Origin of the sequence: Streptomyces sp. LMG1-1-1.1 (assembly GCF_040815545.1) — a bacterium.
Classification (GTDB): Bacteria; Actinomycetota; Actinomycetes; order Streptomycetales; family Streptomycetaceae; genus Streptomyces.
Genome location: NZ_JBFPNH010000021.1, coordinates 226,543 through 246,623, shown reverse-complemented (window position 1 = coordinate 246,623; position 20,081 = coordinate 226,543). Strand labels below are relative to the sequence as shown.

Sequence of the window (20,081 nt, the reverse complement as noted above, 5' to 3'; positions counted from 1 at the left end):
CCGCGGCACCGGAAGGCAGGACCCCGTGAGCGGCCGGATCATCCACTTCGTCCACCAGTCCCTCGACGGCTTCATCGCCGGGCCCGCCGGCGAGTTCGACTGGCCGGCCATGGGCCCCGAGCTCTCCGCGTACACCGACGAGCTGATCGCCGGCGACACCGTGTTCCTCTACGGCCGCAAGGTCTGGGACCTGATGTCCGGCTACTGGCCGAACGCCGAGCAGTACTCGCAGGACCCGCACGACCTGGCCTTCGCACCGGTCTGGCGGGAGACCCCCAAGGTCGTCGTCTCCCGGACGCTCGCCGGAACCGACCCGGGTCACCACACCACGGTCGTCTCCGGCGACGTGGCCGCGGAGCTGACCGCGCTCGCCGCGACCGGCAAGAACCTGGTGCTCTTCGGCGGCGCCGAGCTCGCCGCCCACCTCGGCGCGCACGGCGCCGTCGACGAGTACCGCGTCGTCGTCCACCCCGTCGTCCTCGGCGGCGGCACCCCGGCCTTCCGCCCCGCCGAGCACCGGACGGAGCTGGAGACCGTGGAGACCCGGACCTTCGACGGCCGCTCGGTCCTCCTCCGCCACCGCGTCGTACGGAGCGCCTGAGCCGGCCGTCGTCCGGGGCGGCGGATCAGGCCGGCGGCAGGTGGTCCTGGGTCGGCTCCCGGGGCAGCGTCAAGCCCCAGGCGCCCGGGCGGACCGTCCAGGTGCGGCGGCGGACCGGGCCGGTGAGGCGGCCGTCGGCGCGGTAGCGGAAGTCGGGGCCGGAGACGGTGAGGGTGTGGGCGGTGGCGCGGCGCGGCGGGGCGGCGAACGGATGGACGGTCACCTCGGCCGTACCGGCGGCCGAGCGGACCGAGAGGCCCTCGACGGGGTCGTCGACGTCGGCGAGGAGTATCCCGTCCGCCTCGACCCGCAGCCGGTGGGTGCGGACCGCGAGGGCCGTGGGGGCCGGGCGGACCAGCGTACGGACGAGGGAGCGGCAGGTGCCCCAGACGGACGGCGCCGCCGCCGACAGGACGGGGACGGCCGGTACGAGGAGGTCGCCGACCACGACGCCGTCGCTGTCGTCGACCAGCAGGTCCAGGCGGCGTACGGCCCCGTCCAGGACCGCCCGGGCCGCCGCCGGAGTGGCATGCGGCACGCCGAGCGCGTGGGCGACTTCGCGGGCGTCCGGCGGGCCGATCGGGACCAGGGCGAGAGCCGCCCCGGCGAGCTCGCGCTCCCGGTGCAGGAGCGCCACCGTACGCAGCAGCGCACGGTCGTCGCCGAGCACCACGGGGCGCCTGGAACCGCGCCTGGCCAGGGCCCGGCAGAATTCCTCCGGGCCGTCCGGCAGGCAGATCTTCGCCTCCGCGCCCGCACACAGGACATCCTTCGCGATCCGCACGGACTCGCCGTCACATCGGCGGGCGACCGGGTCGACGATGACCAGCAGCTGGTCGTGATCCGACACCTCGGTCCTTCCTCGGGTAGCATCTTTGTGCAAGAGCCCCTTGCGCTATTGCGCCAGGGGCTTCGTCTATTCCGGGGCACACCGGTGAGGCGGCGTACGCCCCCTGACCTTGGACATGCCCCACCCGGAAGGGGTGTACGCCTGTGCCCGCACTTGTGCTGCTCGGTGCTCAGTGGGGTGACGAGGGCAAGGGAAAGGCCACCGACCTCCTCGGTGGTTCCGTTGACTATGTAGTGCGTTACCAGGGCGGCAACAACGCCGGCCACACCGTCGTCGTAGGCGACCAGAAGTACGCGCTGCATCTTCTCCCTTCCGGAATCCTCTCGCCGGGGTGTACCCCGGTGATCGGAAACGGTGTCGTCGTCGACCCGGCGGTCCTGCTCTCCGAGCTGAGCGGACTGAACGACCGCGGCGTCGACACGTCGAAGCTCCTGATCAGCGGCAACGCTCATCTGATCACCCCGTACAACGTCACCCTCGACAAGGTGACGGAACGGTTCCTCGGCAAGCGCAAGATCGGCACCACGGGTCGGGGCATCGGCCCCACCTACGCCGACAAGATCAACCGCGTCGGCATCCGGGTCCAGGACCTGTACGACGAGTCGATCCTGGAGCAGAAGGTCGAGGCGGCGCTGGAGGGCAAGAACCAGCTCCTCGCCAAGCTCTACAACCGGCGCGCCATCCAGGCCGAGCAGATCGTCGAGGAGATGCTCCAGTACGCGGAGCAGATCAAGCCCTTCGTCGCCGACACCACGCTCATCCTCAACAAGGCGCTCGACGACGACAAGGTCGTGCTCTTCGAGGGCGGCCAGGGCACCCTGCTCGACGTCGACCACGGCACGTACCCCTTCGTCACCTCGTCGAACCCGACCGCGGGCGGCGCCTGCACCGGCGCCGGCGTGGGCCCGACGAAGATCAGCCGCGTCATCGGCATCCTCAAGGCCTACACGACCCGTGTCGGCGCCGGCCCGTTCCCGACGGAGCTGTTCGACGCGGACGGCGAGGCCCTGCGCCGCATCGGCGGCGAGCGCGGCGTCACCACCGGCCGTGACCGTCGCTGCGGCTGGTTCGACGCGGTCATCGCCCGCTACGCCACCCGCGTCAACGGCCTCACGGACTTCTTCCTCACCAAGCTCGACGTCCTCACCGGCTGGGAGCAGATCCCCGTCTGCGTCGCCTACGAGATCGACGGCAAGCGCGTCGAGGAGCTGCCCTACTCGCAGACCGACTTCCACCACGCGAAGCCGATCTACGAAATGCTCCCCGGCTGGTCCGAGGACATCACCAAGGCCCAGACCTTCGCCGACCTGCCGAAGAACGCGCAGGCCTACGTGAAGGCCCTGGAGGAGATGTCCGGCGCCCCCATCTCGGCCATCGGCGTCGGCCCCGGCCGCACCGAGACGATCGAGATCAACTCCTTCCTGTAGGAGTCGGCCACACCTCGGCGCACGCCGCCCGCGCTCCTGTCACCAGGCGCAGGCGGCGTGCGCCGCTGTCGTGTTCGCGGACTCGGTCCGGACGGTTCCGGCCACCGGGTCCCCGAGCTCCCGGGCCGGAAGTCGGTCCACCGGCGGATCCTCGCCCAGGTCGTCAGGCGTCCAGCTTGGTGTCGCGGCCGACCTTCTCCCACGCCGTGAGGTCGGACCGGACCTGGTCGAGGTGGGCGTAGATGGTGTCGATGGAGTCGTCGCCGAGGGCGAGGCGGAGGGGGGTCTCGTCGGAGTTCAGGGCGGCGAGGACGGCCGCCGCGGCCTTCGCGGGGTCGCCGGCCTGGGTGCCGCCGCCGGTCTCGACGAAGGCGCGGGTGCCGCCGACGGTGTCGGCGTAGTCGGCGATGGTGTCGCCGCTGACGCTGTGGTTGCCGAAGAGGCCGGTGCGGAAGGCGCCGGGCTCGACGATGAGCACCTTGACGCCCAGCGGGCCGACCTCGGCGGCGAGCGCCTCCGACATGCCCTCAAGGGCGAACTTGGTGGCGCTGTAGGCGCCGAACCCGGCCATCGACATCTGCCCGCCGACGCTGCTGAGCTGCACGATCGCGCCGGAGCGGCGGGCCCGCATGTGGGGCAGGACGGCGCGGGTGAGGGCGGCGGGGCCGAAGACGTGGACGTCGAAGAGGGAGCGGAGTTCGGCGTCGCCCGTCTCCTCGACGGAGCCGACGTGGGTGCGGCCCGCGTTGTTGACGAGGACGTCGACGCGGCCGTGGCGCTCGACGGTGTGCGCGACGACCCGGTCGACCGCCGCCGTGTCGGTCACGTCCAGGGCGACCGCGTCCACCTGGTCGGGGTGCGCGGCGACCAGTTCGTCCAGGGTCTCGGCGCGGCGGGCGGCGGCGACCACGACGTCGCCGGCGGCGATCGCGGCCTCGGCGAAGGCGCGTCCGAAACCGCTGTTGGCGCCGGTGATCAGCCAGACCTTGCTCATGCTGTACTCCCCCTCGTGGGTACTGCCCGGTGGCAGTTCGTCGTCCCGACAAGGTTGGGACGGAGGGGCGTTGTTCGTCCAAGATCCTGCGTGATAACCCAGGGGCATGACGATCACCGACGTCCACGGGCGGGATCTGCGCTACTTCCTCGCGGTCGCCGAGGAGCTGCACTTCACCCGGGCGGCCGAGCGGCTGTACGTCTCGCAGCCCGCGCTCAGCAAGCAGATCCGGGCGCTGGAGCGGCAGCTCGGCGCCGCCCTCTTCGACCGCGGCCGCAAGGGCGTGTCCCTGACCTCCGTGGGTGCGGCCCTGCTGCCGCACGCCCGTGCCGTGCTCGACGCCTGGGAGGAGGGGCACGGGGCGGTACGGCGGGCCCGGGAGGACTCGGAGTGCACCCTGGTCATCGGGATGAGCACCAGCCCGGGGCGGGGCGGGTTGCTGCCGGCGATCCGGTCCCGGTTCACCGGGGCCCGTCCGGAGGCCCGGCTGAGGCTGCGGCAGGTGGGGTGGGAGGACCCGACGGCGGGACTCGCCGACGGGAGCAGCGACGTGGCGTTCCTCTGGCTTCCGCTGGCGGGTGCGGACCGCTTCCGCTGGGTGGTCGTGGCCACGGAGCCGCGGCTCGTCGCGCTCCCGGAGTCCCATCCGCTGGCCGCCCGCGAGGGCCTGGAATTCGGCGAGCTCCTCGACGAGCCCTTCCTCGCCCTCCCCGGCACCGGGCCCGAACTCCGCGACTACTGGCTGGCGGTGGACGCGCGGGGCGGGCGCCCGCCGGTCGTGGGCGCGGAGATCGCCAGCGCGGACGAGACCTACGAGGCGCTGGTCGGCGGCTTAGGGATCTGCCTGGTCGCGGCGGGGAACGCGCCGCTCCTGACCAGGGGCGGTGTCGTCACCCGCCCGGTCCGGGGTGTCACCCCGAGCCGCTTCGCACTGGCCTGGCGTGCCGCCGACCCCCGCCCCCTGGTTCACGACTACGCCCGCGCGACGGCCGAAGTCGTCTCCCGGGAGGCTTGAACTCCCCTTGTGGGGCAGGTGGTTCGGCTGCGTAATGAGGGGCACGCCGTAGCGGCTCCACCTCGGGGGGATGCATGGAAACGAACGAAACGCCGCCGCCGAAGCCGACGCGGACGAACGAAACGCCGCCGCCCAAGCCCGCGCACACGCCACCGCCCAAGCCCGCGCACACGCCGGTGCCCAGGCCGGCGCACTCGCCGCCGCCGTCCGCTCAGCCGCCGCGGAACGGGCTCGTCATCAGCAAGCGGCTGCTCTGGGTGCACGGAGGCGCCTACCCGCTGGAGAACATCGTCCGGGTCTACACCTTCGTGCTGCGCCCCCGCCGGGGAGAGGCCTTCGTCCGGTTCCTGAAGCGGGGCGGGGGCACGCTCGCCGTGCTCATGGTCCTGATGTACTTCGAGGACTCGTCGTCGAGTTCGTGGGACTCGTACAGCTCGGACGGCGGCGATGGTGAGGGCTTCCTCCAGGTCGCGCTGTTCCTGGTCGCGGTCCTGCTCATCTACTTCATCGGCGACATGTGCGCGGTGGTCTTCGCCCTGTCGCACGACGTCCTCGCCATCGAGACGAACGGCCGGTCCACGGCGCTGGTGACCGGCAAGCGCGCCTACCTGAACGGACTCGTCCACTCGATCGCCGAGGCGATCGACAAGCCGGACGCCGAGTTCCAGGCCGCGGTGGGGACGCTCGCGATCACCAACTACGGCAACTACTTCTTCGGGGACGCCGTGAACATGTACGGCGGCAGCGGCAACACGGGGGTGGCGAAGTGACGGGCGGGGACCACTACTACGGCGACGTGGTGCGGATGGAGAACACCACGCACAGCGTCGGCATCGACAAGCGGACGGTCGTGCACGGCGGGCCCGCCGCCGCCGAACTGGAGCGGGCCGTCCAGGAGCTGCTGCCGCTGCTCCAGGAACTGCGCGGGCAGCTGCGGCCCCTCGCGGCCCGGACCGTGGAGGCCGCGGAGGCCGAGATCGGAGGCTCCGCGGATCCGGCGGTGCGGCGGACCGCCCTGGAGCGCGTCGGCGGGATCCTGGAGTCCGTGGGGACGGCCGGCGCGCCCGCGCTCGCCCTGATCCACCAGATCCTGTCGATGCTCGGCGGCTGAGTGGTGCCACCGGTCCTGCCGAGTGGTCAGGAGGACCGGCGGTACTCGTTCGGTTCGCCGTCGAGCATCGGGTAGGCGAGGAGCCGGTCCTTGCCGTTCAGCTTGTCGACGACCAGGAAGCGGGAGAGGCCCTCCTGGCACTCGCGGTCCCAGGCGGTCGCGTCGCGGGTGCTGGGGCCGAGGACCAGCATGTCGCCGACGCCCGCGAGGACGGCGGTGGTGCCGCAGGACCAGTCCTCGGTGGTGGTGACGCCGTCGATCGTGCGCGGGTAGCCGTCGATGACGCTGATCACGGGGGCGCCGACCGGGCCCTGGGTGATCGTCACCTCCGAGGTGTAGCGGTCGTCCTCCTTGCCGTAGACCTCCGGCGCGGGGATGCGCGACCAGTGGCCGAGGAAGCGGGCGGGGACGACCGCGGGGCCGCTGGGGGCCTTGCGGAAGGTGGCCTTCGCGGCGCCCGAGGCCCATTCCAGGACGTCGGGGGAGCGCAGGGTGAGGGTCTGGTGGGCGGCGGGGGTGCAGCGCCCGGCCGGCACGCCGGTGGTCACGTCGGACTCGCCGTAGACGACCTTGTCCTCGTCGGCCGAGACGAGCCGGGACCGGCCCATGCACAGCCGGTTCTCGGTGACCTGGACGTAGACCGCGCTCTTGGAGCCCGCCGCGCCCTGGGCGATCTCGATCCGGGCGGTTTCCCGGGGGAACTCGGGCGAGCCCTGGAGGACGCCCTCCCAGGCGCCGATGAAGGCGCCGGGGACGATCCCGGCGGGGCGGGCGGAGACGTCGCCCGTCTCGCCGGCGGCCCGGTTCTTCTGCGCGTCGCGGCCGGTGTCCGGGTCGGGCCAGTAGGAGTACGTGACGGTGGCCGCGGCCGCCACGACGAGGGCCGCGAGGCCGGCGACCAGGGCGGTGCGGCCCCGGCGCCGGCCGGGGGCCCGGGGGGCCGGGGCGGCGGTGGACGGCAGGGGAGTGGGCGGCGTCGGGTCGCCGGCGGGGAGGGCGGCGCTCCCGGTGCCGGTCTCCGCGAGGGCTCCGCTCTCCGCCTCCGCCTCCAGGAGCCGGGCGGCGTGACGGCCGATGGGGGCGAGGACGTCCGCCGGGAGCCACGGGTCGGCGACCTGGACGGTCTCGGCGATCTCGGCGGCGGACGGCCGGGCCGCCGGGTCCTTGGCGAGGCAGGCCTTGATCAGCCCGGTGAGTTCGGGTGCCACGCCGGTCAGGTCGGGCTCGTCGTGGGCGATGCGGAACATGGTGGCGTGGACGCCGCTGTCGACCGTCCCGAAGGGGGCCCGGCCGGTCGCCGCGTAGACGAGGACCGAACCGAGGCAGAAGACGTCCGAGGCGGGCGTGAGGCGCTCGCCGCGCACCTGCTCGGGCGACATGAAGCCGGGCGACCCGACGACGGCCCCGGTACTGGTCAGGCCGCCGCCGTCGGTGACGGTGTCGACGGCGCGGGCGATGCCGAAGTCGATGACCTGGGGCCCGTCGACGGTCAGCAGCACGTTGGACGGCTTGAGGTCCCGGTGGACGAGTCCGGCGGCGTGGATGTGGACGAGGGCGCGGGCGAGACCCGACGCCAGGGACCGCACGGTCGTGGGCGGCAGCGGGCCGAACTCGTCGCCCACCACCGTCCGCAGCGACGGCCCCGGTACGTAGCCGATGGCCACCCACGGCGACTCGGCGGAGGTGTCCGAGCCGAGGACGGGCGCCGTGCCCGTGCCGCCGACCCGCTCCAGGGCGGCGACCTCGCGGGCGAACCGGAGCCGGAACTCCTCCTGGGCGGCGAGCTGCGCGTGCACCACCTTCACCGCGACCGTCCGCCCGCCGGCCGAACGCGCCAGGAACACCCGGCCCATCCCCCCGACCCCGAGGCGGCCGATCAGTCGGAACGGGCCGATGCCGACCGGGTCTTCCGCGTTCAATGGCTCCACGTCGTCAGAGCATGCCAGACAGGGCGTCAACCGTCCCGTGAAGATCCCGTCGAGGCCCGTCAGCCCTCTCCGCAGACCCGCAGCCCTTTCGGAGTGGAGCAGGGCAGGTGGCCGTGGGTGAGGACGACGTCCTGGCCGCTGCCCCGGCCCAGATAGGTCAGGAAACTGGCGGTCAGGGAGTCGGCCGGCGGCCGGCCCCAGGTGTAGGCGTACTCGATCTCCCGGTACGGGTATCCGGAGGTGCCGATCTCGTCCACGACGGGCCGGCGCCCGTCGACGGCCACCTTGTGGAGGCCCTTCCGGCCGTCGCTCGCGCGGAGTTCGGCGTAGCCGATGGCCCCGGGGAGCGTGGCCACGGTGGACAGCACCTGCTCGGTGGAGTCGAGTTCACAGCGGATCACCTTCGCTTCGGGGTCGTCGCGCGTCACGCAGTCCTGGGAGGAGTTCGCCGGCTCGTTGCGGCCCAGGACCCGACGCTGGAACACCTGCCGGGTGCCGGAGTTGGCGTCCCGGCTGACGAGCAGCACCGGCCGGTCGAGCCCGGGAACGATCTGGCTCCAGTTGGCGATCTCCCCCCGGTAGAGCCCGCGGATCTGCTCCTGGGTGAGGTCGTCGACGGGTATCCCGTCGTTCAGGACGAGGGTGAAGAGCGAGACGGCGATCATGCTCTCCCGCAGCGCCGGGTAGCCGCCCGGCTTGCGCCCGTCCGACAGGGCGACGACGGCCGGTGAACCCTTGGCCTTCTTCGCCCCCGCGGCGGCCAGCTCCCGTATCCCGGCGGTCGAACCGTGCACGTCCACGATCACCGTCGAGCCCTCGCAGTCCCGCTCGTACTTCTCCGCGACCTCCCGGACGGCCGGCGCGAAGGCCGTCGACCCGGTGACGGTCAGGGTGCCCCGGGCGCAGCCGACCGGCGGCGGGGTCTGCTCCCGGACGATGATCGCGGCGAGGGCGACCACACAGGCGGTGAGGACGATGGTGACGGTCCGGGCGGTGGGGCTGAACCGGGCGGCCTTCTCGTCCGGGGTGGTGCTCCTGTTGCGGCGGATCGCACCGCCGTGGAGGCTGCCGTCGACCTTGATGTCCCGGTCGGCCACCCCGCCGGAGAGCTGGACGAGCAGCTTGAAGTACTGGCCCCGTTCGAGCGCCACCTTGGGGACGAGGACCGCGCTGCCGCTCCGGCCCAGCTTGGGGGCGCGCTCCAGGTCCTCCCGGAGGGACACCCAGCCGGCCGGGACCGTGGCGACGACGCCCTGCACGGTCCGGTCGCCGAAGGTGATCCGCAGCCCATGGGGGTCGGTGGAGGAGCCGTAGTCGTCGGAGCTGATGTCGAGGTCCCGGTCGTTCTCGATGCGGAGGAGGACGAGCGTGGACCCGTTGGCGGGTGCGGCCATCCCCACCACCTCGCCCTCCCGGACGGTCATGACCTCGCTGTCCTGGTCGTCCTCCCGGTGGAGCGGCGTGTTGAGCTGGACGCGGTAGCCGAGCCGCTTGCGCTGCGGCGAGAAGCGGTCGAGCCAGACGACGCCGACCGAGACCAGGACACCGAGGAGCGCCGTCCCCAGGGCGATCACGTTCTCCGCGGTTATCCACTCCATGGCCGGGACGGTACGGACGCCTGTGCGAAGGCGGGGGCGGTGTAGCGGGCCGACACATGGACTTCTCCGTTCGTTCAGGTGGACGGGCAGGGGTTGCCGGGGGTGGTGAGCGTGGGTGTAATGGCCACGAGGGGGCCTTCCGTCTGAGGAGTACCCCATGCGTGTCGTCGAAGTGACCGCCTACGGCGGACCCGAGGTCCTCCGGATGGCCCGCAGGCCCGAACCGGAGGCCGGGGACGTTCCCGGACGGGTCCGGGTGCGCCTGAAGGCGGCCGGTGTGAACCAGGCGGACCTGCGGATCCGCGCCGGCCGGTACGCCGACGCCGTCGGCGCGCTCAAGCCTCCCTTCATCCTCGGTACGGACTTCGCGGGCACTCTGCTCGACCCCGTGCCCGGGATGGCGGAGGGGACCCGGGTGGCCGGCTTCGTGCCCTGGTACCAGGAGCTGACCGGCGAGGGCACCTACGCCGAGGTCGTGCGCGTCGCCCCGGACTGGATCGCCCCGATGCCGGACGACCTGGAATTCACCGTGGCCGCCTCCCTTCCGCTGGCCGCGGCCACCGCCCAGCAGGGCCTCGGCCGACTCGCCCTCGCCGAGGGGGCGACGCTGCTCGTGACCGGCGGCAGCGCCGTGGTGGGCCGACTGGCGATCCAGTACGCCTCGGCCGCCGGGCTGCGGGTCGTGGCCGTCGCCCACGAGGGCGACGAGAGCGAACTGAGGCTCCTCGGTGCGGACCACGTCGTCACCCGCGGCGCCCCCGAGGACGTGGTCGCCAAGGTGATCGCCGGTGACCCGTACCGGGTCGACGCCGTCTTCGACGGGGCGCTCGTCGGCGACGCCCTCCTCCCCGTCCTCAAGGACGGCGGCGTCTTCCTCGCCCTCGCCCCCGACCGCGTCCCCATCGGCGAGCGCGGCATCCGCGTCGAGACCGTCCGCGCCACCCCCGACGCCGTCCAGCTGCGCGAGAGCCTCCAGAAGGTGGCCGACGGCGAGCTGATCACCCGGGTGGCCGACGTCATGCCCCTGGCGGAAGCCGCCGAGGCCCACCGCCGAGCCGAGGCGGGCCACCGCCCCGGCCGCGTCATCCTGATGATCTGAGCCGCCCCGACGACCCGAGACACCCGGACAGCGGTGTCGGGTCGGCGGTGCCGGGCTGGGTCTGCCGCTCCGGGCTTGGGTCTGCTGCTCCGGCCTGGGCCCGGAGTTCCGGCCCGGGCCCGCCCCTCGGCCCGGGCCCACAGTTCCAGCCCGGGGCTGCCGCTCCGGCCCGGCCAGGGCGCCCCCGGCCCCGGGTCTGTCGCTCCAGCCCGAGGGCCAACCGCCCCGGCCCGCCGTGAGGCGCGTCAGGACGTCGTCAGGCCCTCCGTGTCCGCCCAGGTCGTGAGTGCGGCCGCTATGGCCTGCGGCTGGTCCTCCGGGGCCTGGTGTCCGGCCGGGCCGCAGGCGGTCGTGGTCAGGGCGGATATGTGCTCGGCGCACCAGGCCGCCGTTGGGGGGTCGATCATGAGGGTCGGTGAGCCGGAGAAGGTCAGCAGGAGCTTCGGGACGTCCGGGGAGGACGCGAGCCAGTTCCCGTACGCCTCGACGCGGGTGACGACCTCCTTCGGGTCCCCGCCCAGCGGCATCGCGCGCGCCCATTCCAGGAGGGGCCGGCGGGACTCCGGCGTGGGGTAGGGCGCCCGGTAGACGTCGTGGTCGGCCTGGGGGAGCCCCGAGAGCACGGTGTGGGCGAAGGAGTCCTCGACGAAGGTGTTCTCCTCCAGGACCATCCGCTCGCCGACCCCCGGCGTGCGGAAGGCCTCCCAGCGCTCCCGGGCCTTCTCGGGGAACTCGTCCCAGCCCATCGGCCGCACGATCGTCTCCATGAAGGCCACCCCGCGCACCCGCTCGGGGTGCCGGGCGGCCCAGTCGAAGGCGAGCGACCCGCCCCAGTCGATCCCCACGAGCACGACTTCGTCGAGCCCCATGGCCTCGATCCAGGCCTCCAGATACCGCGCCTGGTCCGCGTAGTCGAAGGCGATGTCCGGCTTCCCCGAGCGCCCCATCCCGATCAGGTCCGGCGCGAGCAGCCGCCGCCCGCCGCCGACGGCGGGCAGGACGTGGCGCCAGAGGTGGGAGGAGGTCGGGTTGCCGTGCAGGAAGACGAAGGGCGTGCCGGTCCCTTCGCGGGACTCGTGGAACATCGTCGAGTCGAGGACGTCGATCACGGGCATGGCGTTCACTCCCCCAGCGTTCGTATCACTAACATTCGCGGCACTAACGTTCGTGCCACTAATGAAGTTATACCGTTCGGGGCACTAACGCAACGGGTAATCTGCGCGACATGACCGAGCACTCGCCGGAGACCCCGGAGCGCCTCCGCGCCCTCCCCAGCCGCCTCCTCGCCCTCACCGCCGCGCAGGCCGACCGCCTCGTCAGCGCCGGCCTCGCGGCCGAGGACGCCCGCAAGTGGCACTACGCGGCCCTGGTCTCGCTCGACGAGAACGGCGCCGCGAGCCAGGCCGACCTCAGCCGCCGCACGGGCATCTACCGCAGCGACCTCGTCTCGGTCATCAACGAGCTCGTCGACCAGGGCCACGTCGAGCGCACCCCCGACCCGGCCGACCGCCGCCGCAACGTCATCACCCTCACGGCCCGCGGCCGCAAGCACCTCGAACGCCTCGACAAGGTCCTCGCCGAAGCCCAGGACGAGCTGATGGGCCCGCTCACCGTCACCGAACGCGCGCTCCTCGCCAGCCTCTTGGAGCGCCTCCTGAACCGCTGACCCGCCGCGCCGCGGCGCCTCGACCCGCCGACATCACCGACACCGCCGACAGCGGGCACAGCGCCGACACCGCCGACAGCGGGACCACTGCCGACACCGCCGGCAGTGGGGCCACCGCCGACACCGCCGACAGCCGGGACACTGCCGACATCGCCGACCGCGGGGCCACCGCCGACACCTCCGTGCCCCTACCCCCGCACCTCCACCACGTCGGCGACCACGCAGCTGACGTTGTCGGGGCCGCCCGAGTCGTTGGCGAGTGCGACGAGGGCGCGGACCGCCCGCTCGGGCTCCGCGACCCCGGCGAGGATCCGGTGGATCTCCCCGGTCGGCACGACGGCCGAGAGGCCGTCGGAGCAGAGCAGGTACCGGTCTCCGGGTCGGGGGTCGTGGAGGCGCAGGTCGGGGGTGACGTCGGCGCCCGGGCCCAGGGCGCGCACCAGCAGGGACCGTTGCGGGTGGGAGGCGGCCTCCTCCGGGCTGAGGCGTCCGTCGTCGACCATCGACTGCACCAGGGTGTGGTCGTGGGTGATCCGGAGCAGCTCCTCGCCGCGCAGCAGGTAGACGCGGGAGTCGCCGATGTGGACGAGGGCGAGCTGGGACCCGGTCCAGAGCATCGCGGTGAGCGTCGTACCGGCTCCGTCGTCCGGGAAGCCCGCCCCGTCGATGCCCTGGACGGCCTGGACGGCCTGGACGGCCTGGACGCCCTGGGCGGCGTCGAAGGCGACGGGATCGACGGCCTGGACACCGGCGGCGGCCTCAGCGGCGGCGGCCTGGACAGCGGCGACGGCCTGCCTCGCCTCCTCCACGGCGTCTTCGAGGACGTCGAGGAGACTGCCCGCGGGGACCTCCCCGGTGTCGAGGCGCTTGAACACGTCGACGGCGGCCGCGCTCGCGGGTGCCCCTCGGCCGCCGTAGCCGTCGGCGACGGCGAGCAGACGGGAGCCGGCGTAGGCGGTGTCCTGGTTGCTCTCGCGGACGAGGCCCTTGTCGGACAGGGCGGCGTAGCGGATTTCCAGGGGTGCGGCGGTCGGGGACATGGTGGATTCCTTCCGGGACAGGTGGTCGACGAGGAAGGTGGCGAGGTCCCGCCGTGCGGCGGTGTCGGCCTCGACCTGGGCCCAGAACGTCCGGATCTCCTGGGCCGCCGGGCCGTCGTCCAGCGCGCAGACCCGTTGGATGCGGGCCAGGGGCATCCCCAGGCGCCGGAGCCAGGCGACCAGCCGGGCCCGGTCCAGTTGCTCCGGTGCGTAGAGGCGGTAGCCGGTCACCGCGTCGACGCGGGCGGGGGGCAGCAGGCCGAGTTCGTCGTACAGGCGCAGTGCCTTCGGCGACAGCCGGGACGCTTTCGCGAACGCCCCGATGGTCAGCAGCCCCATGCTCGTCCCTCCTCGTGCCGGGCGGATCGCCCGGTCCTGTCGATGCTGGGGCTTCCCCCAAGGTGAAGGTCAATCACCAGCCGTCGGGGCAAACGGAATTCCCTCTGTCACAACTTCTGGTCTAGACCTTGACAGGTCCAGACCAATAGCGCTTCGCTGTCCCCGCCCGGACCCCCACCCGGAAGGACGAGCGCATGACGCGCAAACTGCTCACCCTCTTCGCCGCCCTCTGTACGGCCGTCGGTCTCGCCGTACTCCTCCCCAACGCGGCGGCGGGCGCAGCCCCCGCCTGTGTCGGCGCCTGGAACTCCGGCAGCGTCTACACCGGCGGCATGACCGCCGCGTACAACGGCCACAACTGGTACGCCAAGTGGTGGACCCAGAACGAGCGTCCCGGCTCCGCCGACGTCTGGCGCGACGAGGGCGTCTGCGGCACCGGCGGTGGCGGCACGGACCCGAACCCGTCCGGATTCGTCGTCTCCGAGGCCCAGTTCAACCAGATGTTCCCGAACCGGAACCCCTTCTACACGTACGCCGGCCTCACCGCCGCCCTGAAGTCCTACCCGGCCTTCGCCAACACCGGCAGCGACACGGTGAAGAAGCAGGAGGCCGCGGCCTTCCTCGCCAACGTCTCCCACGAGACGGGCGGCCTCTACTACATCGTCGAGCAGAACACCGCCAACTACCCCCACTACTGCGACACGAGCCAGTCCTACGGCTGCCCCGCCGGCCAGGCCGCCTACTACGGCCGCGGCCCCATCCAGCTCTCCTGGAACTTCAACTACAAGGCCGCCGGTGACGCCCTCGGCATCGACCTGCTCAACAACCCCTGGCGCGTCGAGCGCGAGCCGGCCGTCGCCATGATGACCGGCCTCTGGTACTGGAACACCCAGAGCGGCCCCGGCACCATGACCGGCCACAACGCCATGGTCAACGGCGCCGGCTTCGGCCAGACCATCCGCTCCATCAACGGCTCCCTGGAGTGCGACGGCCGCAACCCGGCCCAGGTCCAGAGCCGCGTCACCAAGTACCAGCAGTTCACCCAGATCCTCGGCGTCCCCACCGGCGCCAACCTGTACTGCTGACACCGCCCGTACGCACACGAGAAGGGGCCGGTCCGCACCGCGCGGACCGGCCCCTTCCCGTACCTCACTCCTGCCAGGCGACGAACGCGGACCAGGCCCCCGGCTCCACCGCGAACGTGGGCCCGTCCTGCACCTTCGAGTCCCGGAGGTGCACGGCGTGGGCGCAGGTGGCCACCTCTACGCAGTTGCCGCCGCTGTCGCTGCTGTACGAGGACTTTTGCCACGCGAAGGCGACTTCGACGCAGTTCCCGCCGCTGCTGTCGCTGTAGCTGGACTTGAACCAGTGCAGGGTCTCGTTCATCTGCGTACTCCCGCCAACTCCTCGATGACGCCCAGCGACCTGCGCGGATCCAGGGCCTGTGCCCGGATCTTCGCATACTGCTGAAGGTGGGCACTCACCTTCGCCCGGTCGGTAATCAGCAGGCTCTCGCGCTGGATCTCCAGGTAGGTGACGCGATCATGGGTCGGGGTTTCGATGACGTTCAGATCGCCTCGGTCGCCCGCGTACTCGCCGCCCAACCCCGCGTCCATCGGCAACACCTGAAGGTTCACGTTCCTTCTCCGGGCGCACTCCGCCAAGTAAGCCAACTGTTCCCTCATGACCTCCTTGTTCCCGAGCGGACGCCTCAGCACCGACTCGTCGAGGATCAGCTCGATCTCGCACACCTGCTTCCGGTCGAACAGCGCCTTCCGTGCCATCCGACCGCCGACCAGCTCCTCCGCCCGCTCCGGCGTCGGCTCCGGATGGCCGCCCCCGATCAACGCGCGCGCGTACGCCTCCGTCTGGAACAGCCCGTGCACGACGTGGTTGGCGTACAACCACAACGCCACCGCCTTCTGCTCGATCGGCGCATACTCGCGGAACTGTTCCGGCAGCTTCTCGAGTCGTACGAGCTCCCGCATCTCCTCGAAGATGCCCGTGCCACCGCCGAGGACGCGTTCGAGGTGGACGAGCATGTCGTCGCTGACCGGGTGGATCAGTCGTTCCATCGCACTGATCGCGGCGCCGGTGAAGCCCATCTGGGCGCCGAGCTGTTCCTGTGTGAGGCCCTTCTTCGTGCGCAATCGCTTTGCGACCGCCGCTGCCATCCTGGCCGCAGGGCCGACTGATTCCTTGTTCTCCGCTCGCGCCATCGCGATCCCCATTCGGACTCAACCGATCTCAACCGGTCTCAACTGCTCCCCGCCGAATTCGACTGCGTAGGGGGTGCGTTGATGCAGGTCAAGGGGTTGCCGACGCGCCCACCGCAGTCGTGGAAAACGCTAGCGTCGGCGCGGGAGCATGTCCTCGTGAATGAAGAGAATCGGGAAGTAAACGTGGATTGGATTCCTGTTTCCGGATTCCAACTCCGTAAGGCGGGAGTGCAATTCGACGCGGTGCGGGTCGACGGCGAGGAAGGGCGTCGGCTGGCCGACTGGATGGAGGCGCTCACGGGCGGGGATCCGGGGCCCGTGGTGATAGAGGCGAACGGGCGGCGCGGGGTGTACTTCCTGGTGCCGCCGGGGACGACGGCGTACAAGGCGTGGCCGCGCGGGGTGACGCGGTTCAACGCCGGGCCCGCGCACGTGAGCTACGTGCCCGTGCCGGCGCTGAAGGGGAGGACGTGGCCGCTGTCGTGGCGCTTCCCGCCGACGGGGTCGGACCGGTTCGTGCATCCGCTGCTGCTCCGCACCACGGTGACCGCGCTGTTCAGTACCGCTTGAGGACCCAGAGGAGGGCGAGGGGCGGGGCGAGGGTGGCGAGGAGGGCGGGCAGCTGGTCGAAGCCCGCCACCTCGAATCCCACGGCCGTCGGCAGGAGGAGGACGAGGCCGGTCAGCAGGATGGCGAGGGCGGGTAGGTGGGTGCCGGGGTCGAAGCGGCGCAGCCGGTGGACGTCGTCCTCGTCCGAGAGGCTCTTGATGGTGCTGCCCGCGACCAGGATCAGGGGCCAGATCCAGAGGCCGAGGAAGACGACGAGGAACCAGCGGGTCGAGGTGCGCATGCCGTCCTCGACCACGGGCGTGGCGGGGTCGCGGGGCGCGAAGTAGACGTCGACCTTCGTGCCGGGCCTGGGAGCCGTGTAGCGGGTGTACATGCCGCGGACGGTGACCTCGCGGGGGCCGGCCTCGTACGGGATCCGGAGGGTGAGGTCGGTGAGGTAGTACGGGTCCCGGTCCTGGTCGCCCTCGTGGAACTCGGGGTCGCCGGCGAGGCGGACGACGGAGACCTCGTACTCGTCGTACCCGGCGCGCTCCAGGCGCTCGGTCTCGCGGCCGTAGTCGGGGCTGACCGTGAAGGCCGTCAGGAAGGCGGCGAAGGTGGCGACGGGGATGCCGAAGGCGAAGAGATACGGCAGGGCCCGGTTCGGCCGCCCGCTCTCGCGGTACGGCTTGCTCAGCGGGTCGCGCGCACGTGCGTCGGCCCGGTGCGAGGCGACCACCCAGCCCGCCGCGAACAGCGCCGACAGCCCGGCGAGGGTCAGTTCGGGTATGAGCGGCGGGTACGGAGAGACCTCGCAGACGGTGGCGACTACGGCGGCTGCCCCGCTGAGGACCATGCCCCAGCCGGTGATCGAGGTGGCGGCGCTGCGCCCTGGCGTGTCCATGGCGCGAAGCGTGGCATACGGGCCGCGGATCGCCGCGGCCCGAACCACCCCGTCCCGCCCCGCCGTTACGCGCTCTACGCGCGCGCGGGCGGCTCCGTGGCGGGCCCCCGGCCCTCGTGGCGGGCGTTGACGGCCTCCAGGGCGGCCGAGAGCCGTTCGAGAACGCGAACCGTCTCGTCGAAGGCCTCCTGGCCGCCCAACTCCCGCTGGAGCTCGGCGGCCAGTTCGGCGTGGCCGGGGTCGATGCGGCGGACGGCGGCGTGCCCGGCGTCCGTGGGGGCGAGGAGCTTGGCCCTGCGGTGGGCGGGGTTCGGCTCGTAGGCGGCCAGGCCCTCCCGTACGAGGAGGTCGGCGACGCGCTGGACGCTCTGGCGGGTGATGCCCATGGCGCGGGCGATCCCGGCGACCGGGAGCGGCTCGCGGAGCACGGCGCCGAGGACCTGCCACCAGGCGGCGGTGAGGCCGGCCGGTTCGGCCAGCCGCTCCGACGCCGCGAGGAACTGGCCGTTGAGCCGGAAGACGCCCAGTGCCGTACGGGAGAGGGCGTCCTGCTGTGCCCGGCTCACGAGTTCAGCTCGTGGAAGGCGGCCGGGTCCGAGTCGTGGAAGAGCCGGAACCAGGCGTCCCGCTTGCCTTCGTACGCGCCGAGCCGGGCGAAGATCTCGCGGGCGAACGCGACCGGCTCCGTCGGGCCCGCGGTGATCAGGTCCCCGGCCGTCACCGCGTCCGTGTCGACGTAGTGCTCGCCGCCCTTGTAGCCCGTTGCGTCGAGGTAGAAGGAGACGGCGCTCGTGTGGGGGCGGTCGTCGAGGAGGCCCTCCTTGGCCAGGCCCGCGGTGGCGCCGCAGATCGCGGCGACCGGGACGCCGGCGTCGAGGAAGGCGCGGGCCTTGGCGGTGAACGGGGCCAGTTCGTCGCCCTCGTCGTACTTCTCGGCGCCCGGGAGGATCAGCAGGGAGCTGTCCTCGGGGCCGAGGTCGGCGAGTGCGAGGTCGGGGACGATCCGGATGCCGGCGATGGTGGTGACGGGCTTTCCGGCGACCGGGCCGACGGTCCTGATCGTGTAGCCGGCGCGGGCGAGCCAGGCCGTGGCGTGGCCCGTCTCCCAGTCGGCGAGGGTGTCGTAGACGGCGAGGTGGACGGTCCTGGTGTCAGTCTCGGTTCCCATGACAGAAGACTGTCACTTCGACAGCGTGCTGTCAATGAGAACGAGAACGAGAACGAGGCGGGAATCGGGGAAGGAGCAAGGTGTCGCGTCCGTCCCGGTCTCGGTGGACAAGATGGCCATGGCCCGCCCCACCTGGGCTTCCTTACCCTCGACCCCATGACCCCTCATGTCGTCGAACCCGATCCCCAGGCCGGCGCGGCCGTCAAGGCCGCCGACCGCGCGCACGTGTTCCACTCCTGGTCCGCCCAGGGCCTGATCGACCCGCTCGCCGTCGCCGGCGCCGAGGGTTCGTACTTCTGGGACTACGACGGAAACCGCTACCTGGACTTCACCAGCGGCCTCGTCTACACGAACATCGGCTACCAGCACCCCAAGGTGGTCGCCGCGATCCAGGAGCAGGCCGGGAAGCTCGCGACCTTCGCGCCCGCCTTCGCCGTGGACGTCCGCTCCGAGGCCGCACGCCTCATCGCCGAGCGCACCCCGGGCGACCTGGACAAGATCTTCTTCACCAACGGCGGCGCCGAGGCCGTCGAGAACGCCGTCCGCATGGCCCGGCTGCACACCGGCCGCACGAAGGTGCTCTCCGCCTACCGCTCGTACCACGGCGCCACCTCCACCGCGATCAACCTGACCGGCGACCCGCGCCGCTGGGCCTCCGACAACGGCTCCGCCGGCGTCGTGCGCTTCTGGGCGCCGTTCCTCTACCGCTCGCCCTTCTACGCCACCACCGAGGCGGAGGAGTGCGCCCGCGCCCTCCAGCACCTCGAGGACACCATCGCCTTCGAGGGCCCGGCGACCATCGCCGCGATCATCCTGGAGACCGTGCCCGGCACCGCCGGCATCATGACCCCGCCGCCCGGCTACCTCGCCGGCGTCCGCGAGATCTGCGACAAGTACGGCATCGTCTTCGTCCTCGACGAGGTCATGGCCGGCTTCGGCCGCACCGGCAAGTGGTTCGCCGCCGAGCACTTCGACGTCGTGCCCGACCTGATGACCTTCGCCAAGGGCGTCAACTCCGGCTACGTGCCCCTCGGCGGCGTCGCCATCAACGCCGAGATCGCCGCCACCTTCGACAAGCGGCCCTACCCGGGCGGACTGACCTACTCCGGTCACCCGCTGGCCTGCGCCGCCGCCGTCGCCACCATCAACGTGATGGAGGACGAGAAGGTCGTCGAGAACGCCGCCCGCATCGGCGAGACCGTCCTCGGCCCCGGCCTGCGCGCGCTCGCCGAGCGCCACCCGTCGGTCGGCGAGGTCCGGGGCATGGGCGTCTTCTGGGCGCTCGACCTGGTCAAGAACCGCGAGACGCGCGAGCCGCTCGTCCCGTACAACGCGGCCGGCGAGGCCAACGCGCCGATGGCCGCCTTCGGCGCCGCGGCCAAGAAGCAGGGCCTGTGGCCCTTCGTGAACATGAACCGCACCCACGCCGTTCCCGCCTGCAACGTCTCCGAGGCGGAGGTCAAGGAAGGCCTGGCGGCGCTGGACGCGGCCCTCTCGGTGGCCGACGAGCACACCGCGTAACCGCAGTACCGGGGAGGTTTCCTCCGTTTGGACTAGGGTGTCCCGAAGCCGG

General features: G+C 72.2%; 21 protein-coding genes. 10 read left to right on the top strand and 11 right to left on the bottom strand.

The features are described 5' to 3' along the window. Positions 1–25: 25 nt before the first annotated feature. Positions 26–601 (top strand): dihydrofolate reductase family protein, encoded by a 576-nt coding sequence (locus MRBLMG1_RS11780; RefSeq protein ID WP_367823405.1) that lies wholly within the window; start codon positions 26–28, stop codon positions 599–601. Positions 602–626: 25 nt separating this feature from the next. Here the strand turns inward: MRBLMG1_RS11780 and MRBLMG1_RS11775 are convergent, their stop codons facing one another. After that, positions 627–1,451 carry a diacylglycerol kinase gene (locus MRBLMG1_RS11775; protein ID WP_367823404.1) on the bottom strand — a complete coding sequence of 275 codons (825 nt, stop codon included), beginning with the start codon at positions 1,449–1,451 and terminating at the stop codon, positions 627–629. Positions 1,452–1,594: 143 nt separating this feature from the next. On the opposite strand from MRBLMG1_RS11775, the gene MRBLMG1_RS11770 reads away from it, so the two are divergent. Further along, positions 1,595–2,878 carry an adenylosuccinate synthase gene (locus tag MRBLMG1_RS11770; RefSeq protein ID WP_367823402.1) on the top strand — a complete coding sequence of 428 codons (1,284 nt, stop codon included), beginning with the start codon at positions 1,595–1,597 and terminating at the stop codon, positions 2,876–2,878. Positions 2,879–3,041: 163 nt separating this feature from the next. Here MRBLMG1_RS11770 and MRBLMG1_RS11765 read toward each other — a convergent pair whose 3' ends face one another. After that, positions 3,042–3,872: an oxidoreductase gene (locus tag MRBLMG1_RS11765; protein ID WP_367823400.1), complete on the bottom strand. Its 831-nt coding sequence runs from the start codon at positions 3,870–3,872 to the stop codon at positions 3,042–3,044. A gap of 106 nt (positions 3,873–3,978) precedes the next feature. On the opposite strand from MRBLMG1_RS11765, the gene MRBLMG1_RS11760 reads away from it, so the two are divergent. The 3 genes from MRBLMG1_RS11760 to MRBLMG1_RS11750 all read left to right on the top strand — a co-directional run bounded on the left by MRBLMG1_RS11760 (position 3,979) and on the right by MRBLMG1_RS11750 (position 5,998). Beyond that, entirely contained in the window at positions 3,979–4,887 is a 909-nt protein-coding gene (locus MRBLMG1_RS11760) for a LysR family transcriptional regulator (RefSeq protein ID WP_367823398.1), read from the top strand. A 74-nt stretch (positions 4,888–4,961) separates the two neighbouring features. Further along, complete coding sequence (locus MRBLMG1_RS11755) at positions 4,962–5,657, top strand: DUF6232 family protein (RefSeq protein ID WP_367823396.1); 696 nt, start codon at positions 4,962–4,964, stop codon at positions 5,655–5,657. Further along, complete coding sequence (locus MRBLMG1_RS11750; RefSeq protein WP_367823394.1) at positions 5,654–5,998, top strand: hypothetical protein; 345 nt, start codon at positions 5,654–5,656, stop codon at positions 5,996–5,998. The genes MRBLMG1_RS11755 and MRBLMG1_RS11750 overlap by 4 nt, the downstream gene beginning before the upstream one ends. Before the next feature lie 26 nt (positions 5,999–6,024). On the opposite strand, the gene MRBLMG1_RS11745 is transcribed toward MRBLMG1_RS11750, so the two are convergent. Together MRBLMG1_RS11745 and MRBLMG1_RS11740 are read right to left on the bottom strand one after the other, a co-directional pair. Continuing rightward, the gene (locus MRBLMG1_RS11745) at positions 6,025–7,926 is read right to left on the bottom strand and encodes a serine/threonine-protein kinase (RefSeq protein ID WP_367823392.1); all 1,902 of its coding nucleotides are present in this window, start codon (positions 7,924–7,926) and stop codon (positions 6,025–6,027) included. Positions 7,927–7,985: 59 nt separating this feature from the next. Beyond that, positions 7,986–9,524 carry a PstS family phosphate ABC transporter substrate-binding protein gene (locus tag MRBLMG1_RS11740; protein WP_367823390.1) on the bottom strand — a complete coding sequence of 513 codons (1,539 nt, stop codon included), beginning with the start codon at positions 9,522–9,524 and terminating at the stop codon, positions 7,986–7,988. 157 nt (positions 9,525–9,681) lie between these two features. Between MRBLMG1_RS11740 and MRBLMG1_RS11735 the strand changes: the two genes are divergently transcribed. Beyond that, positions 9,682–10,623 carry an NADP-dependent oxidoreductase gene (locus MRBLMG1_RS11735; RefSeq protein WP_367823388.1) on the top strand — a complete coding sequence of 314 codons (942 nt, stop codon included), beginning with the start codon at positions 9,682–9,684 and terminating at the stop codon, positions 10,621–10,623. A 245-nt stretch (positions 10,624–10,868) separates the two neighbouring features. Here the strand turns inward: MRBLMG1_RS11735 and MRBLMG1_RS11730 are convergent, their stop codons facing one another. Next, positions 10,869–11,738, bottom strand: coding sequence for a haloalkane dehalogenase (locus MRBLMG1_RS11730; RefSeq protein ID WP_367823386.1), 870 nt, complete (start codon positions 11,736–11,738; stop codon positions 10,869–10,871). A 110-nt stretch (positions 11,739–11,848) separates the two neighbouring features. On the opposite strand from MRBLMG1_RS11730, the gene MRBLMG1_RS11725 reads away from it, so the two are divergent. Beyond that, positions 11,849–12,289, top strand: coding sequence for a MarR family winged helix-turn-helix transcriptional regulator (locus tag MRBLMG1_RS11725; protein ID WP_367823384.1), 441 nt, complete (start codon positions 11,849–11,851; stop codon positions 12,287–12,289). 188 nt (positions 12,290–12,477) lie between these two features. Here the strand turns inward: MRBLMG1_RS11725 and MRBLMG1_RS11720 are convergent, their stop codons facing one another. Beyond that, positions 12,478–13,668 carry a MerR family transcriptional regulator gene (locus tag MRBLMG1_RS11720; RefSeq protein WP_367823382.1) on the bottom strand — a complete coding sequence of 397 codons (1,191 nt, stop codon included), beginning with the start codon at positions 13,666–13,668 and terminating at the stop codon, positions 12,478–12,480. 194 nt (positions 13,669–13,862) lie between these two features. On the opposite strand from MRBLMG1_RS11720, the gene MRBLMG1_RS11715 reads away from it, so the two are divergent. Then, complete coding sequence (locus MRBLMG1_RS11715) at positions 13,863–14,753, top strand: glycoside hydrolase family 19 protein (RefSeq protein ID WP_367823381.1); 891 nt, start codon at positions 13,863–13,865, stop codon at positions 14,751–14,753. Between the two features lie 64 nt (positions 14,754–14,817). Here the strand turns inward: MRBLMG1_RS11715 and MRBLMG1_RS11710 are convergent, their stop codons facing one another. Both MRBLMG1_RS11710 and MRBLMG1_RS11705 read right to left on the bottom strand, forming a co-directional pair. Then, positions 14,818–15,054, bottom strand: coding sequence for a DUF397 domain-containing protein (locus tag MRBLMG1_RS11710; protein WP_367823379.1), 237 nt, complete (start codon positions 15,052–15,054; stop codon positions 14,818–14,820). Then, positions 15,051–15,899 carry a helix-turn-helix domain-containing protein gene (locus MRBLMG1_RS11705; protein WP_367823377.1) on the bottom strand — a complete coding sequence of 283 codons (849 nt, stop codon included), beginning with the start codon at positions 15,897–15,899 and terminating at the stop codon, positions 15,051–15,053. Before MRBLMG1_RS11705 ends, MRBLMG1_RS11710 begins: the two co-directional genes overlap by 4 nt. A 144-nt stretch (positions 15,900–16,043) precedes the next feature. Between MRBLMG1_RS11705 and MRBLMG1_RS11700 the strand changes: the two genes are divergently transcribed. After that, positions 16,044–16,457 (top strand): hypothetical protein, encoded by a 414-nt coding sequence (locus MRBLMG1_RS11700; RefSeq protein ID WP_367823693.1) that lies wholly within the window; start codon positions 16,044–16,046, stop codon positions 16,455–16,457. Here the strand turns inward: MRBLMG1_RS11700 and MRBLMG1_RS11695 are convergent. The 3 genes from MRBLMG1_RS11695 to MRBLMG1_RS11685 all read right to left on the bottom strand — a co-directional run bounded on the left by MRBLMG1_RS11695 (position 16,444) and on the right by MRBLMG1_RS11685 (position 18,508). Then, positions 16,444–17,340, bottom strand: a complete 897-nt coding sequence (locus MRBLMG1_RS11695; RefSeq protein ID WP_367823375.1) for a hypothetical protein — start codon at positions 17,338–17,340, stop codon at positions 16,444–16,446. The two genes, MRBLMG1_RS11700 and MRBLMG1_RS11695, sit on opposite strands and share 14 nt — an antisense overlap. A 74-nt stretch (positions 17,341–17,414) precedes the next feature. Beyond that, complete coding sequence (locus MRBLMG1_RS11690; protein ID WP_367823373.1) at positions 17,415–17,906, bottom strand: MarR family winged helix-turn-helix transcriptional regulator; 492 nt, start codon at positions 17,904–17,906, stop codon at positions 17,415–17,417. Next, the gene (locus MRBLMG1_RS11685) at positions 17,903–18,508 is read right to left on the bottom strand and encodes a DJ-1/PfpI family protein (RefSeq protein ID WP_367823371.1); all 606 of its coding nucleotides are present in this window, start codon (positions 18,506–18,508) and stop codon (positions 17,903–17,905) included. The genes MRBLMG1_RS11690 and MRBLMG1_RS11685 overlap by 4 nt, the downstream gene beginning before the upstream one ends. Positions 18,509–18,664: 156 nt before the next feature. Here MRBLMG1_RS11685 and MRBLMG1_RS11680 point away from each other — a divergent pair, with 156 nt between their 5' ends. Continuing rightward, positions 18,665–20,029, top strand: a complete 1,365-nt coding sequence (locus MRBLMG1_RS11680) for an aspartate aminotransferase family protein (protein WP_367823369.1) — start codon at positions 18,665–18,667, stop codon at positions 20,027–20,029. Positions 20,030–20,081 lie beyond the last annotated feature (52 nt).

Coding starts and splice junctions, on each gene's coding strand:
- MRBLMG1_RS11725 (WP_367823384.1), top strand. CDS start 11,849: ATGACCGAGCACTCGCCGGAGACCCCGGAGCGCCTCCGCGCCCTCCCC.
- MRBLMG1_RS11765 (WP_367823400.1), bottom strand. CDS start 3,872: ATGAGCAAGGTCTGGCTGATCACCGGCGCCAACAGCGGTTTCGGACGC.
- MRBLMG1_RS11730 (WP_367823386.1), bottom strand. CDS start 11,738: ATGCCCGTGATCGACGTCCTCGACTCGACGATGTTCCACGAGTCCCGC.
- MRBLMG1_RS11720 (WP_367823382.1), bottom strand. CDS start 13,668: ATGGGGCTGCTGACCATCGGGGCGTTCGCGAAAGCGTCCCGGCTGTCG.
- MRBLMG1_RS11740 (WP_367823390.1), bottom strand. CDS start 9,524: ATGGAGTGGATAACCGCGGAGAACGTGATCGCCCTGGGGACGGCGCTC.
- MRBLMG1_RS11715 (WP_367823381.1), top strand. CDS start 13,863: ATGACGCGCAAACTGCTCACCCTCTTCGCCGCCCTCTGTACGGCCGTC.
- MRBLMG1_RS11695 (WP_367823375.1), bottom strand. CDS start 17,340: ATGGACACGCCAGGGCGCAGCGCCGCCACCTCGATCACCGGCTGGGGC.
- MRBLMG1_RS11735 (WP_367823388.1), top strand. CDS start 9,682: ATGCGTGTCGTCGAAGTGACCGCCTACGGCGGACCCGAGGTCCTCCGG.
- MRBLMG1_RS11680 (WP_367823369.1), top strand. CDS start 18,665: ATGACCCCTCATGTCGTCGAACCCGATCCCCAGGCCGGCGCGGCCGTC.
- MRBLMG1_RS11705 (WP_367823377.1), bottom strand. CDS start 15,899: ATGGGGATCGCGATGGCGCGAGCGGAGAACAAGGAATCAGTCGGCCCT.
- MRBLMG1_RS11710 (WP_367823379.1), bottom strand. CDS start 15,054: ATGAACGAGACCCTGCACTGGTTCAAGTCCAGCTACAGCGACAGCAGC.
- MRBLMG1_RS11760 (WP_367823398.1), top strand. CDS start 3,979: ATGACGATCACCGACGTCCACGGGCGGGATCTGCGCTACTTCCTCGCG.
- MRBLMG1_RS11755 (WP_367823396.1), top strand. CDS start 4,962: ATGGAAACGAACGAAACGCCGCCGCCGAAGCCGACGCGGACGAACGAA.
- MRBLMG1_RS11685 (WP_367823371.1), bottom strand. CDS start 18,508: ATGGGAACCGAGACTGACACCAGGACCGTCCACCTCGCCGTCTACGAC.